Below are 13,515 nucleotides of genomic sequence, written 5' to 3'. Positions count from 1 at the left end.
GGCGAGGAAGAAGAGCAGCAGGTCGAGGACGGCGAAGGTGGCGAGGGTGCCGGATTGCAGGACGAGGACGAGGGCGGTGAACGCCTTCGGTGAGGGGCCCGCGGCGTTGTGGTGGGTACGGCCCCACGGCGGGCCGCACCTCGCCTCAGAGCAGGAAGTCGCGCGCCAGCTGCTCCGCCGCCCGCTCCAGGAGCGGGCCCGCCCCGGCCATGCAGCGGGCCGGGTCGGACTCCAGATCCGTCAGGGCGTAGGCCCGCAGGATCCCGGCCGCGCCGAGTGCCTCCGGCGTCAGCTGGAGCCGGCCGCAGACCGCGACCACGTCCAGGCCGGCCGCACAGGCCGCGGCCGCCACGCCGGCCGGCGCCTTGCCGTGCAGCGTCTGCGTATCGAGCGAGCCCTCGCCGGTGATGACGAAGGTGGCCTTCGCCAGTGCCGGGGCAAAGCCCAGGACGTCGAGCATCACGTCGATGCCCGGCCGGAACGCCGCGTCCAGACCGACCAGCGCGCCGTAGCCGATCCCGCCCCCGGCGCCCGCGCCGGGCGCCTGGGCGTACTCCGCGGCCTTCGGGCCCACCGCGCGCCGCAGCACCTCGGCGTAGTGCGCCAGCGCGGCGTCCAGCGTGGCCACGTCCGCCTCGCTCGCGCCCTTCTGCGGGCCGTAGACGGCCGGGGCGCCCTTCGGGCCCGTGAGCGGATTGTCGACATCGCCGGCGAGCACGATCCCGGTCTTCGCCAGCCGCGGGTCCAGTCCCGACAGGTCGGCCGTGGCCAGCTCGCCGAGCGGGCCGCCGCCGGGGGCGACCGGCTCGCCGTCCGCGTCCAGGAACCGCGCGCCCAGCGCCGCGAGCATGCCCGCGCCGCCGTCGGTCGTGGCGCTGCCGCCGACGCCGAGGACGATCGAGGTCGCGCCCGCGTCGAGGACCGCGCGCAGCAGCTCACCGGTGCCGTACGTGGTCGCCGTCAACGGTGCGAAGACGCCCTCCGGAAGGTGCTGGAGCCCGGAGGCCTCCGCCATCTCCACCACCGCGGTGCCTCCCCCGGCTACCGCTGGGGATGCCCCCTCGCGCAGCGCGAAGGTGGCCGTCACCGGCACGCCGGTGGGGCCGGTGACCCGGGCCTCATGGCGGGTGAAGCCGGCCGCGAGGGCCGCCGCGACCGTGCCGTCGCCGCCGTCCGCGACCGGGACGGCGGCCACGTCCAGACCGGGGACCACCCGCCGCAGACCTGCCCTGACATGCCCGGCGACCTCGACGGCCGTGAGCGAACCCTTGAATTTGTCCGCGGCGATCAGCACCCGTGCTGTGGATGTCCTTGCTGCGTCCGCCACCGTGTTTCCCCTTGCTTTCGAACTGGCAGTCGCGCCGCTGTGACCATATCCGGCGCACGACCCGGCGAACAGGGCACTTGGGCGGGCGCGCTGCCGAGCGCCCCCGGGGTGCGCCGCCAAGATCCACCGGGCCGGCGTGGCAGGGCACCCTTTCCGTCTAGGCTCGCGCCGTGACCACCATGGACTACGCCACCTACATCGCCGGTCTGCCCCGCGTGCTCGCGGGCGCGGGCGTCATCTTCCGCGACGCGGAGGGCCGTCTTCTGCTCGTGGAGCCCAATTACCGCGACACCTGGATCCTGCCGGGCGGCACCGTCGAGTCGGACCGGGGCGAGTCGCCCCGTCAGGCGGCCCGCCGCGAGACCACCGAGGAGATCGGCCTGGACGTGGAGCCCGGCGCGCTGCTCGCCGTCGACTGGGTACGCGGAAAGGACCGGCCGCCGCGGGTGTCGTACCTCTACGACGGCGGCGTGCTGGACACCGCGCAGCTGGCCGCGATCCGGGTGCAGGAGGAGGAACTGCTCTCATGGCGGATGGTGCACTGGGACGAGGCCCAGACCCTGGTGAACCGGGAGATGGCCCTGCGCATCGGCGGCGCGTTGCAGGCCCTCGCGGACGGCCGTGGGCCGGCGGAACTGGAGGACGGCGTTCCACCGGTGGGGGCGGGCGGTACGCCGGAACAGGCCGGGCAGCGGGCGTACCGCGCCACCTGAGGGCTGTCCCGTAAACCCTCGTCGTGCGCCCGCCAGGGATCAGTCGTGCGCCCGCCACGGATCGCGGGAAAACCCTTAGCCTGCCGGGATGGATGACATTGCCGCGAAAGTCGCGCAGGTGCCGGGAGTTGTCGGGGTGATGCTCGGGGGCAGCCGGGCACGGGGCACACAGCGGCCGGACTCCGACTGGGATCTGGGCGTGTACTACCGGGGCGAGCCGGATCTGGCGGCGCTGGAGGCACTGGCCGCGGAGGTGACCGGCGGGCCCGTCGAGGTGTACGGGCCGGGTGCCTGGGGCACGTGGGTCAACGGCGGGGCCTGGCTCGTCCTGCCCGACGGCCGCCATGTGGACTGGATCCTGCGGGACGTCGACCGGGTGCGGCAGGTGTGGGACGAGTGCCGCGAAGGCCGCTACGAGATCGGCCGGCAGACCGGTCACCCCCTCGGCTTCTGGTCCCCCGCCTACCCGGGCGAAGCGGCGCTGGGCCGGGTGCTCGCCGACACCGACGGGGAACTGGCCCTCCTGCGGCAGGAGACCCGCACCTATCCCGAGGCCCTGCGCAAGGCGCTGACCGGCGGCGCGGTCTGGGACGCCGGGTTCTCGGTGGCGATGGCGGGCAAGTCCTCCGGCGCCGCGGACGTGCTGCATGCGGCCCTGTGCCTGTCCCTGGCCGTCGGTGACCTGGTCCAGGCGCTGCACGCCCATCACCGCATCTGGTGCCTCAATGAGAAGGGCGCGCTCGCGGCGGCCGCGGCGATGCCGGAGACACCGCCCGGCTTCGGTGCCCGAGCCACCGCGCTGCTCGGCGGCATCGGGCGCGGGGAGGCGGAGTTGACATGTGCGCTGGAGACGGCGGCGGAGCTGGTCGACGCGGTGCGCGGCGTCGTCGGGGGCTGATGCCGGTGGTGGCCCGGCGGGACGGCGTGTGGCGGACGGAACCAGGACGCGTATCCGTGCCGGGTCACCGGAGGGACGGCCTCAGCGGCTGATGCCGACCGCACGGCCGAAGGTCCGCGCGTCGATGACGAAGCCGGGCATGGCGTGGGCCACGTCGGCGCGGGCGAGGACGTCGCCGGCCCCGGACCGGCCTCGACGGCGTGGGGGTGGCGGCCCTCGCCCGGCGTGCCGACGAGGCGGGGCGGGCGGACCGCCGTCCGGCCGAGCCCGCTGTCGCGCAGTACGGTCCACAACCGACCTGTTCTCCGGCGCCGAGGCACCGGCCGGTGCGCTGCTTCCGGCGAGCGCGACGGACTTCGCGGCAGAGACCGTACCGGCCCTGTTCGACGGCCTCGCCCCTGCGGCGGGGCGGCCCTGAGGTCTTCCCCTCCGGACCTCGGCCTCGACGGCCCGTCACCCGCAGCCCTCCACCGGGAACAGGCCGTCGTCCTCCGTGCGCTCGAAGGCGAGCAGCCGGCGCTTGCGGTCGAGGCCGCCGCCGTAGCCGGTGAGGCTGCCGTTGGCGCCGACGACACGGTGGCAGGGGACGATGATGCCGACCGGATTGCGTCCGTTGGCCAGGCCGACCGCGCGGGACGCCGCCGGGACGCCGATGCGTGCGGCGAGCTGCCCGTACGAGAGGGTCTCGCCGTACGGGATCGTGCACAGCGCCGCCCAGACGCGGCGCTGGAAGGGCGTGCCGCGCAGGGCGAGCGGCAGGTCGAAGGTGGTCAACTCACCACGGAAATAGGCCCGGAGCTGGGCGATGGCCGCGGCGAACGGCGGGTCGCCGGGGTCCGCCGGGTCGCCGAAGGTTTCCTGGGGCGGGCGGTGACGCTGGTCGGTCATGTAGAGGCCGGCGAGCGCATGACCGACGGCGACCAGGGTGAGCGGCCCCACCGGGGTGCCGTCCAGGACGGTGTGGGTGACGGGGGCATCGGGCGCGGGCGCGGGTGCAGGTGCGGGTGCGGGTGCAGGTGCAGGTGCGGGCGCGGGATCAGTCATGACTGCGGGCTCAGTTCGTCGGAAGGTGATTGATGGGGTGGTCGTCGGTCGCCCAGAGGTACTGGACGGCGTAGGCGCGCCAGGGGCGCCAGCGCGCGGAGTGCCGGGTCAGGGCCGCCGGGGTGTGCGGCAGCCCGAGCCCGGCGGCCGCGCGGCGCAGACCGAGGTCGGTCGGGGTGAAGGCGTCCGGGTCGCCGAGCGCACGCATGGCGATGCATTCGACGGTCCAGGGGCCGATGCCCGGCAACGAGGCGAGCTGTGCGCGGGCCTCGTCCCGGTCGCTGCCGACGCCCAGTTGCAGCGCGCCGGAGCAGAGCGCGGCGATGACGCCCGTAAGGGTGGCCCGGCGGGTACGGGGCATCGCCAGCGCCTCCGGGTCCAGTCCGGCGAGCGCGGCGGCGGAGGGGAAGAGGTGGCTGAGGCCGCCGCCCGGGTCGTCGACCCGCTCGCCGTGCGCACGGACCAGCCGTCCGGCGTGGGTGCGGGCCGCCGCGGTGGACACCTGCTGGCCGAGGACGGCGCGGACGGCGAATTCCTCGGCGTCGACCGTGCGCGGGACCCGTCGTCCCGGCGCCTTGTCGACGAGCGGCGCCAGCAGCGGATCCTCGCGGAGCAGCCCGTCGACCGCCTCCGGGTCGGCATCGAGGTCGAGCATCCTGCGGCAGCGGGCGATGGCCCCGGCCAGGTCGCGCAGATCGGTGAGGGAGAGGCGGCAGTCGATGTGCTCGGGGCGGGGGGAGAGCGCGACGATGCCGTGCCCGTAGGGGAGGCTCAGGGTCCGGCGGTAGGCGCCGTCCCGCCACTCCTCGACCCCGGGGACCGCGGTGGCGGCAAGGTGTCCGAAGAGGTTGTCGGGGTTGAGCGGCCGGCGGAAAGGCAGCCGCAGCGCGAGCGAGCCGGGCACCGCGGCACGGGGGCCGGGCCGGGCGCGCTGCCGCAGCTCCGTCGGGGACAGCGCGAAGACCTCCCGCACCGTCTCGTTGAAGGTACGGATGCTGGCGAATCCGGCGGCGAAGGCGGCATCGGCCATCGGCAGGGCGGTGGTCTCCACCAGGAGCCGGGCGGTCTGTGCGCGCTGGGCGCGGGCCAGGGCGAGCGGCCCCGCCCCCAGCTCCGCCAGCAGCTGGCGCTCTATCTGCCGGGTGCTGTAACCGAGCCGGGCCGCGAGTCCGGGCACGCCCTCACGGTCGACGAGGCCATCGGCGATCAGCCGCATGGCACGCGCGACGAGGTCGGCCCGCTCGTTCCACTCGGGCGACCCCGGGCTGGCGTCCGGGCGGCACCGCTTGCAGGCCCGGAACCCCGCCTGCTGGGCGGCGGCCGCACTCGGGTAGAAGCGCATGTTCTCCGGCTTGGGTGGCACCACGGGGCAGCTGGGACGGCAGTAGATACGGGTCGTGACCACGGCGGTGTAGAACCAGCCGTCGAAGCGGGCATCCTTGGACTGCACGGCCCGCAGACAACGCTCGGTGTCGGTGTGCATGACCTCAGGATTCCTCAGTCGGCGGCATCCGGCTGGCGAGAATCCGACATCAACGTCGGGCCACCAGGGACGGCGCGGGTCACCTCAGCCGCCGCTCGGTACTCACCCGTCGGCGAACCGGTCGAGCGCCCCGATCACCTCGTCACGTGTCGCCTCGCTCCCCTTGTGCCCCGCGTCGGGGATGACGGTCAGCCGGGCATCGGGCCAGGCGCGGGCCAGCTCCCAGGCGGTGTACGGCGGTCCCCCCATGTCCTGACGCCCGTGGACGAGCACTCCCGGGATACCCGCCAGCCGCCCGGCGTCCCGCAGCAGGGCGCCCTCCTCCAGCCATGCCCCGTGCGCGAAGTAGTGCGAGCAGATCCGGACCAGGGCCACCCGGGCGTCCGGGGGGCGGTCGCCGTAGGGGCGGGGGGCACCGTACCGCTCCAGGGAGAGCACCGTGTCCTCCCAGGCGCACCAGTCGGCAGTGGCCCGCTCGCGCACCCCGGGGTCGGGGTCCGCCATCAGGCGCGCATAAGCCCCGACGATGTCACCGTCCCGCCCCACCCCCGGAGCGCCGGCGAGGAAGCGTTCCCACGCCTCCGGGAAGAACCGGCCGACACCCCGGTAGAGCCAGTCGATCTCCGAACGCCGGGTCATGGTGACGCTGGGGATGACGATCTCCGACACCCGAGCCGGGTGCCGCTCCGCATACGCCAGGATCAGCGTCGAACCCCACGATCCGCCGAACAGCAGCCAGCGGTCGATGCCCAGGTGTACCCGCAACTGCTCCATATCGGCGAGCAGATGACCGGTGGTGTTGTGCCGCATGTCCGTGGCCGGGTCACTGGCATGCGGGGTACTGCGCCCGCAGCCGCGCTGGTCGAAGAGGACGACGCGATAGCGGTCCGGGTCGAAGTGCCGCCGCGCACCCGTACTGCATCCCGACCCCGGCCCGCCGTGGACGACCAGCGCGGGCTTCCCCTCGGGGTTGCCGCAGACCTCCCAGTACACGCGGTTGCCGTCGCCGACGTCGAGCAGCCCGGTGGCGTACGGATCGATTGCCGGGTAAGGCTCCGTCATCTCGGTTCCCCTCTCGTTGTTTCACCTGACGGGCATGCTGCCTCCTTCCTCCGGTCGATGTGCTGGGTTCTGCGTACGGGGCTTCGGTCCGCGTACGGGCTTCGTGCCGCCCTCAGAGCTTCGGGCTCCTCCAGGGCTTGGGGTTCTTCCTGGGCTTGGGGCTCCTCCGGGGCTTGGGGCTGCTGCCTCCGGGGCTTGGGCGGGCCGGGGCGGACCGTACTCAGCCGGCGGTGCGCCCCCGTGCCGCCCGTCCCATCCGTACCGCCAGCCGCCGTACCCGCCGCCAGTTCATCGTCGGTGCGCTGTGCGGCACTCCGGGGCGGTGGCGGGGCACCCGTACCCGCAGGGCGCCGGCGGCGATCCGGCAGCGGACCGGCGTGGGCAGGGTGAGGGCCTCGCCGTCGACACCCGCCTGGACGACGGACGCGTCGGCGTCGATGACCACCTCCGGGGCGGTGAACGAGGTCAGCCCGGGGCCGCGGCGGCCGCGCAGCATCCAGGCCGCCTGCGCCGCGTTGTCGACGTGCACGCCCAGCACGCCCAGGAGGCCGGAGTCCAGCCGCTGCCGGCGTCCCAGGCCCGCCGGATCCCCCATGCGGTAGGGGTTGTTGCTCACCAGTACGGCCTGCGGCCCGTCGAGGGCCGTGGTACCGGCGCGGACGGTCAGTCGTGGGCCGCTGTGCCGGGTCAGCAGGTCCGGCAGCATGTCGAGGATCGTACGGGCCTTGTCGTCGCGGTACGCCGGGCTCTGCACCACCGCGGCATAGGCGCCGAAGGAGGCGTTGTTGACGAAGACGCGGTCGCCGACGTAGCCGAGGTCGACCCGCAGTTCGGCGCCGTCGGTCAGCGCCTCCAGGCAGGTCGAGGGGTCCTCGCGGTCGAGGCCGAGGTCCAGGGCGAAGTGGTTGCGGGTCCCCGCGGAGATCACCAGGAACGGGATGCCGCGCTCCGCCGCCACGCCCGCGACCAGCGCCTGGGTGCCGTCACCGCCGGCCACCCCGAGCAGGTCCGCGCCGTCGTCGGCGGCCCGGCGGGCCAGGCCGGCCACGTCCTGCGGGTGCGAGGGATCCAGCACCACGACCTCGGCGCCCAGCGCTTCCGCCTTCCGCACCAGCTCGAACTTCCCGACCTTCCCGCCGCCCGAGCGCGGGTTCATGATCAGGAAGGGGCGTGCGGGGGGCTCGGCCGGCGCCTCCCGCGGGCCTGCCCGGCCGGTCTCCCCCGCCAGCGCGGCCCGGCCCGCGGAGACGGCCAGCGCCCACAACCCGAGCGAGACCAGCACCACCCAGAGCAGCCCGGCGGCGACGTAGAGCACGAGGACGGCGAGCGGCGCCGCCACGACCAGGACGAGAGCGAGCGCCCGCACCACGCCCCTGTGCGAGAGCACCCACCACACGCCGATTGCGGTGACGGCCAGACCGGCCGCCCCCACGCCCACCAGGACGATGCTCCGCAGCCCGGCGAACAGCAGCAGGACCAGCACCGCCACCGTCCCGGCCACCAATGACAGGCGGGCGAGCCAGCGTCCGTCCATGGCCTCGAACCTCCCTCCGCTCAGCTGCCGCCGGCCGGCCCGCGCGGTCCGCGGTCAGCCGGTCTGCGCGGCGAACGCCGCGTACGCACGGTCGTCGAAGAGGACAAAACGCACCTCTTCGACGGTGGTGTCCGCGTCGCGCACCGTCTCGACGGCGATGCGCGCGGCGTCGTCCATCGGCCAGCGGTAGACACCGGTGGAGAGGGCCGGGAGGGCGACGGTCCGCGCGCCCAGTTCATCGGCCACCCGCAGCGCCTCGCGATAGCAGGAGGCGAGCAGCTCACTGCGGTCCTCGCTCTCGGAGTGGACCGGGCCGACGGTGTGAATGACCCAGCGGGCCGGCAGCCGGCCGGCGGTGGTGGCGACGGCCTGGCCGGTGGGCAGGCCGCGGGCGTAGCGGGAGTCGCGCAGGGCGCGGCACTCGGCGAGGATCTCCGGGCCGCCGCGCCGGTGGATCGCGCCGTCCACGCCCCCGCCTCCGAGCAGCGAGGAGTTGGCGGCGTTGACCACGGCGTCCACCGCCTGTTCGGTGATGTCGCCCTGGACGAGGGCGAGGGAGGTGCTCATGGTGTCCGAGCCTAGGGAGGGGCGGACCGGGCGGCCACTCGGATTCAGCGGCGGTTCGCGCGCAGCCGCCGCCAGACGGTCCTGGCGGCGTAATGGCCGGACATGCCGTGGACACCGGGGCCGGGCGGGGTGGCCTGGGAGCAGAGGAAGACGGCGGGGTGGGCGGTTTCGTAGGGGACGCGGGCGAGCTTGGGGCGGATGAGCAGCCGCAGCCCGGCCGCGGAGCCGGTGGCGATGTCGCCGCCGACGTAGTTGGCGTTGCGGGCGGCGAGTTGGGGCGGGCCGGCCACCGCGCGGGCCAGGACGAGGTCGCGGAAGCCGGGGGCGAAGCGCTCGATCTGTCGCTCGATGACCTCGGTGGCGTCGCCCTCCCAGCCGTTGGGGACATGGCCGTACACCCAGAAGGTGTGCTTGCCCTCGGGGGCGCGGGTGGGGTCGATCAGGCTGGGCTGAGCGGTGATCAGGAAGGGTACGGAGGGGGCCTGGCCCCGTGTGGCGGCATTCAGCGCGGCGGAGATCTCGCCGCAGGTGGGGCCGATGTGGACGGTGCCGGCGCGGTGGGCCTCCTCGGCCGTCCACGGCACCGGGCCCGACAGGGCGTAATCGATCTTGAAGACGCTGGGGCCGTACATCACGTCACGGTAGGCGTTGCCCAGGCCCGCGATCCGGGCGAGCGCGGTCGGTGAGGTGTCGAAGACATAGGCACGGGCCGGCGGCAGGTCGTCCAGGCGCTTGACCTCGAAGTCGGTGTGCACCGCGCCGCCGTGGGCGCGCAGCAGACCGGCGAGCGCGTCGGAGATGGCCTGGGAGCCGCCGCGCGGCACCGGCCAGCCCTTGGCATGCGCGGCGAGTGCGAACATCAGGGCCATGCCGGAGGTCCCGAAACCGCCGAGCGGAGCGTTGGCGTGCGCCGCGAGCCCGGCCAGCAGTCCGCGGGCCTTCTCGTCCTGGAAGCGGCGGTTGAGGAGGGTGACGGGCTGGGCCGCGACCAGGCCGAAGCGGGCGTAGGTCAGCGGGTCCTGCGGCAGACCGAGCCACTGTGTGCGCAGGAAGTCATGGGCCATCGCCTCCCACTTGCCGGTGAAGGGCTCGACGAGCCTGCGGTAGGTGCCGGCGTCGCGGGGCCCGAAGGACATGGCGGTCTCGCCGACGGAGTGGCCGAGCACGGCGGCCGTGCCGTCCGGGAAGGGGTGCGCCATGGGGAGGTCGGCGTGCAGCCATTCGAGGCCGTAGCGGTCCAGGGGCATGGCGTTGAAGGCGGGCGAACCGATGCCGGTGGGGTGCACCGCCGAGCAGGGGTCGTGGCGGAAGCCGGGGAGGGTCAGCTCTTCGGTACGGGCGCCGCCGCCGATGGTGTCGCGGGCTTCGAAGACCTCCACGGACATACCGCGGCGGGCGAGTTCGACCGCCGCCGTCAGGCCGTTGGGCCCCGCCCCGATCACCACGGCATCGAGCATCCTCGGCACCTGCGCCACTCCCCTCAAGTCCGACCCTCGTCGGTGAGGGTCAGTTGGCGGCTGCCAGCAGTCCGAGGATACGCCGCGCCGTTGCGGTGTCCCGCGCCGCTGTGAAGGGCAGCGCATTGCCGCCCTCGATACGGAACGGCTGTCCGGCGACCGTGCCGCTCGCGCCGCCCGCCTCATGGACCAGCAGCAGCCCCGCCGCGTGGTCCCAGACGTTTTCCCAGCTGAAGGCCGTGGCATCGATCTCGCCGCGGGCGACGTACAGATACTCCAGGCCCGCCGAGCCGCAGGGGCGCGGGGCGATACCGCCGGTCTCCAGGGCGGCGAGCACCCGCTTCTCGTCGTCGGTGGTGAAGTCGTAGTGCGAGGTGGCGACATCGAGGACCGCACCGGACGACGGGCTGCCGGCCCGGAGCGGTATGCCGTTCAGCTCGGCGCCGGCGCCGCGGCGGGCGACGGCCATCAGGCCGAGCGCGGGAGCATAGGTCCAGGAGGCCAGCACCTCGCCGCGGTGGGCGAGCGCGACGAGCGTGGCGAATCCGGGGTCGCCGTGGACGAACTGGCGGGTGCCGTCGACCGGGTCGACGATCCATACGGGGGCGTCGCCGTGCAGCGCGTCGAGCACGCCGGGGTCGGCGTGCACCGCCTCCTCGCCGACCACACGGGAGCCGGGCAGCAGGTCCGTGAGCGCGGCGGTGAGGTGCTCCTCGGCGAGCCGGTCGGCGACCGTGACGAGGTCGTGCGGCCCGCTCTTCTCGACGATGTCCTCGGCGGCGAGCTGCCGGAAGCGAGGCATGATCTCGTCGGCCGCGGCGCGGCGGACGGCGGCCTCGACGGCGGCCAGGTCGAGCGTCGACATGTCGAACGACAGAGCCTCGGGGGCACCGGACGGGGTCGCGGCGGCCGGAGTGGCGACAATCGGGGAATGCGGGGTGACCGGGGCATCCGGGGTAATCGCGGAGTCTTCCGAATCGTGAGTACGAAGTGCTTCGAGCATGTATCCATCGAACCACGAGCCACTGACACGACAGCTGGACTCCGGGTGAACTCCGGATGCCGCGGAAGGCACGGGGCAGGGCGGGCCGCCCTCGGTCCCCGCGGGCGGCCGGCGGGATGGCTTCCCTGCCCGCGCCTCGCACGCCGGCTTCCGCCCGCCTCTCAGCACCCGGACCCGCCCGGCCCCGCCTGTCGCCACCGGCCCGCCCGTCAGCCCCCGACCCGCCCTTCGGCGCCCGGCAGGCCCTCAGCGGCCGACCGCGTACCCCTGCATCCCCCGGGGATTCGCCGCGGCGGACAGCACCCCGGTCTCCGGATCGCGCGCCACCGCACAGAGCCGCCCCTCGGACCAGGCGTCACCCACCGTGACGTGATGCCCACGCCGGCGCAGCTCCCCGATCACGCCCGCCCCGATGCGGGACTCCACGGTCACGCTCCCCGGCCGCATCACCCGGGGGAAGAACGAGCCGGGGAAGGAGTCGTTGTGCCAGTTCGGGGCGTCGACGGCGCCCTGGAGGTCGAGGCCGCCGCGGACCGCCGCGCGCAGCGCCACGGCCAGGAAGAAGTGCACCTGCCACTGGTCCTGCTGGTCGCCGCCCGGGGTGCCGAAGGCCATCACCGGGACGCCGTCGCGCAGTGCGAGGGACGGGGTCAGGGTGGTGCGGGGGCGGCGTCCCGGGGTGAGGGAGTTGGGCAGGCCCTCCTCCAGCCAGGCCATCTGCAGCCGGGTGCCGAGCGGGAAGCCGAGCGCCGGGACGACGGGGTTGGACTGCAGCCAGCCGCCCGAAGGGGTGGCGGAGACCAGGTTGCCCCAGCGGTCGACGACGTCGATATGGCAGGTGTCGCCCCGGGTGGCGCCGTTGCGGTCGGTCTCCGGCGCGGCATCCGCGGAAGTGCCGCCGGGCGCGGCCTGCGTCGTCGCGCCCGCCCCGGCACCGCGCGCGACGGTCGGCTCGCCCGCTCCGCTGCCGGAGATGCCCATGGCTCCGAAGCGCTCCTCCCCTGCCGCTGCCGCCCTCGCATGCTTGCTCAGCCGCGGGGTGCGGCCGTCCGGGCTGCCGGGCCGCAGCTCGTACGAGGCGCGCTTGCCGACGAGGGTGCGGCGGGCGGCGTTGTACCCGTCGCCGAGGAGAGTGCCGAGCGGTACCTCGGCGGCATGGCCGTACCAGGCCTCGCGGTCGGCCATCGCCAGCTTGCAGCCCTCGATGAGCAGATGGACGTAGTCGGCGCTGCCGTACGCGGGCAACTCCGGTGGCAGCAGGGCGAGTTGCTGGAGGAAGGCCGGACCCTGGGACCAGCCGCCGGCCTTGGCGACGGTCCAGCCGTTCCAGTCGTGGGTGACCGGTGCCTCGTACGTGGCGCAGAAGGCGGCCAGGTCGTCGCCGGTGAGGGTGCCCGCGTGGCGTTCGCCGGAGGTGTCCATGGCCGGGCGTGCCGCGAAGCCGGCGAGCGCCGCGCCGATGAAGCCTTCGCGCCAGATGCGGCGGGCGGCGTCGATCTGCGCCTCACGGCCCGCCGAGGCGGCCTCCGCCTCCGCGAGGAGCCGGCGCCAGGTGGCCGCCAGCGGCCGGTTCCTGAGCAGTCCGCCGGGAGCGACGGACTTACCGTCCGGGAGGTAGATCTCCGCGGAGGAGACCCACTCCGTCTCGAAGAGTTCGCGCACCGTCTCGACGGTCTCACCGATCCGTTCGACGGCAGGGTGGCCGTGCTCGGCGTAGCCGATGGCGTAGCGCAGCACCTCGGCGAGGGACTTGCTGCCATGGTCGCGCAGCAGCATCATCCAGGCGTCGAACGCGCCGGGGACCGCGGCGGCCAGCGGCCCGGTGCCGGGCACCAGGTCGAGGCCGAGCGAGGTGTAGTGCGCCACGCTCGCGCCGGCCGGGGCCGGGCCCTGCCCGCACAGCACCTGCACGGGCCCGCCGGCGGGCGCCAGGATGATCGGCACCTCGCCGGCCGGACCGTTCAGATGCGGCTCCACCACGTGCAGCACGAACCCGGCGGCCACGGCCGCGTCATAGGCGTTGCCACCGTCCTCCAGGACGGCCATCGCGGACTGGGACGCCAGCCAGTGCGTGGTGGAGGCCATCCCGAAGGTGCCTTGGAGGGTCGGGCGGGTGGTGAACACGGAGGACTCCTCTGTGGTGCGACGGGAGCGGGGTGCGGGTGGCGCGGGCGGGTCGACGGGACAAGTGGCGCGGGCAGGAGGGCGAGGCGGGTGGCGCGGGCGGTTGGGCCAGGCGGGTGCGGCGTGCGATGTGCGGTGGGGACCGCGGCGGCCCGCCGGGCTGTGCGCGGTCGTCGTATGGCTTACGGAGTCGGCCGACCGTATGCCGCATACGGCCCACCAGCAAGTGGCCGTCCGGGTCTTGGCCGTACCCCCCTGCCATGGTGAGCGGCTCGGTGCCCGCAATCCCCTGCAGAACCGGGG

Annotated in this window: 11 protein-coding genes; 2 read left to right on the top strand and 9 right to left on the bottom strand. The window is 74.4% G+C overall.

Going from position 1 to position 13,515, the window contains the following annotated elements; translation table 11 throughout:
• Positions 1-145: 145 nt before the first annotated feature.
• Positions 146-1,294 (bottom strand): glycerate kinase, encoded by a 1,149-nt coding sequence (locus ACWGJY_RS27925; protein WP_453263617.1) that lies wholly within the window; start codon positions 1,292-1,294, stop codon positions 146-148.
• A 212-nt stretch (positions 1,295-1,506) separates the two neighbouring features.
• On the opposite strand from ACWGJY_RS27925, the gene ACWGJY_RS27920 reads away from it, so the two are divergent.
• Together ACWGJY_RS27920 and ACWGJY_RS27915 are read left to right on the top strand one after the other, a co-directional pair.
• Positions 1,507-2,040 (top strand): NUDIX domain-containing protein, encoded by a 534-nt coding sequence (locus ACWGJY_RS27920; RefSeq protein WP_453263616.1) that lies wholly within the window; start codon positions 1,507-1,509, stop codon positions 2,038-2,040.
• A gap of 88 nt (positions 2,041-2,128) precedes the next feature.
• On the top strand, positions 2,129-2,938 hold the full coding sequence (locus tag ACWGJY_RS27915; protein ID WP_453263613.1) for a nucleotidyltransferase domain-containing protein: 810 nt from the start codon (positions 2,129-2,131) through the stop codon (positions 2,936-2,938).
• A gap of 453 nt (positions 2,939-3,391) precedes the next feature.
• On the opposite strand, the gene ACWGJY_RS27910 is transcribed toward ACWGJY_RS27915, so the two are convergent.
• The 8 genes from ACWGJY_RS27910 to ACWGJY_RS27875 all read right to left on the bottom strand — a co-directional run bounded on the left by ACWGJY_RS27910 (position 3,392) and on the right by ACWGJY_RS27875 (position 13,212).
• Positions 3,392-3,982: a methylated-DNA--[protein]-cysteine S-methyltransferase gene (locus ACWGJY_RS27910; RefSeq protein ID WP_453263612.1), complete on the bottom strand. Its 591-nt coding sequence runs from the start codon at positions 3,980-3,982 to the stop codon at positions 3,392-3,394.
• 10 nt (positions 3,983-3,992) lie between these two features.
• Positions 3,993-5,465: an AlkA N-terminal domain-containing protein gene (locus ACWGJY_RS27905; RefSeq protein ID WP_453263611.1), complete on the bottom strand. Its 1,473-nt coding sequence runs from the start codon at positions 5,463-5,465 to the stop codon at positions 3,993-3,995.
• A 102-nt stretch (positions 5,466-5,567) separates the two neighbouring features.
• Positions 5,568-6,527, bottom strand: coding sequence for a prolyl aminopeptidase (gene pip / locus ACWGJY_RS27900; protein WP_453263610.1), 960 nt, complete (start codon positions 6,525-6,527; stop codon positions 5,568-5,570).
• 220 nt (positions 6,528-6,747) lie between these two features.
• Complete coding sequence (locus ACWGJY_RS27895; RefSeq protein WP_453263609.1) at positions 6,748-8,061, bottom strand: diacylglycerol/lipid kinase family protein; 1,314 nt, start codon at positions 8,059-8,061, stop codon at positions 6,748-6,750.
• A 54-nt stretch (positions 8,062-8,115) separates the two neighbouring features.
• A complete protein-coding gene (locus tag ACWGJY_RS27890) occupies positions 8,116-8,628 on the bottom strand; it encodes an O-acetyl-ADP-ribose deacetylase (protein WP_453263608.1) in 513 nt (170 codons plus the stop codon).
• Between the two features lie 44 nt (positions 8,629-8,672).
• Positions 8,673-10,085 (bottom strand): phytoene desaturase family protein, encoded by a 1,413-nt coding sequence (locus tag ACWGJY_RS27885; RefSeq protein ID WP_453263607.1) that lies wholly within the window; start codon positions 10,083-10,085, stop codon positions 8,673-8,675.
• A 49-nt stretch (positions 10,086-10,134) separates the two neighbouring features.
• On the bottom strand, positions 10,135-10,950 hold the full coding sequence (locus ACWGJY_RS27880) for an inositol monophosphatase family protein (protein ID WP_453263615.1): 816 nt from the start codon (positions 10,948-10,950) through the stop codon (positions 10,135-10,137).
• A 384-nt stretch (positions 10,951-11,334) separates the two neighbouring features.
• Positions 11,335-13,212 (bottom strand): gamma-glutamyltransferase family protein, encoded by a 1,878-nt coding sequence (locus ACWGJY_RS27875; RefSeq protein ID WP_453263606.1) that lies wholly within the window; start codon positions 13,210-13,212, stop codon positions 11,335-11,337.
• Positions 13,213-13,515: the final 303 nt, after the last annotated feature.

It is taken from the genome of Streptomyces sp. NPDC054765 (assembly GCF_053612065.1).
The sequence above is the reverse complement of the archived record's forward strand: the minus strand, read 5'-3'. Positions and strand labels throughout refer to the sequence as shown.

Excerpts from the sequence above, each read along its gene's own strand:
- ACWGJY_RS27920 (WP_453263616.1), top strand. The coding sequence starts at position 1,507 with ATGGACTACGCCACCTACATCGCCGGTCTGCCCCGCGTGCTCGCGGGC.
- ACWGJY_RS27915 (WP_453263613.1), top strand. The coding sequence starts at position 2,129 with ATGGATGACATTGCCGCGAAAGTCGCGCAGGTGCCGGGAGTTGTCGGG.
- ACWGJY_RS27910 (WP_453263612.1), bottom strand. The coding sequence starts at position 3,982 with ATGACTGATCCCGCGCCCGCACCTGCACCTGCACCCGCACCCGCACCT.
- ACWGJY_RS27905 (WP_453263611.1), bottom strand. The coding sequence starts at position 5,465 with ATGCACACCGACACCGAGCGTTGTCTGCGGGCCGTGCAGTCCAAGGAT.
- pip (WP_453263610.1), bottom strand. The coding sequence starts at position 6,527 with ATGACGGAGCCTTACCCGGCAATCGATCCGTACGCCACCGGGCTGCTC.
- ACWGJY_RS27895 (WP_453263609.1), bottom strand. The coding sequence starts at position 8,061 with ATGGACGGACGCTGGCTCGCCCGCCTGTCATTGGTGGCCGGGACGGTG.
- ACWGJY_RS27890 (WP_453263608.1), bottom strand. The coding sequence starts at position 8,628 with ATGAGCACCTCCCTCGCCCTCGTCCAGGGCGACATCACCGAACAGGCG.
- ACWGJY_RS27885 (WP_453263607.1), bottom strand. The coding sequence starts at position 10,085 with ATGCTCGATGCCGTGGTGATCGGGGCGGGGCCCAACGGCCTGACGGCG.
- ACWGJY_RS27880 (WP_453263615.1), bottom strand. The coding sequence starts at position 10,950 with ATGTCGACGCTCGACCTGGCCGCCGTCGAGGCCGCCGTCCGCCGCGCC.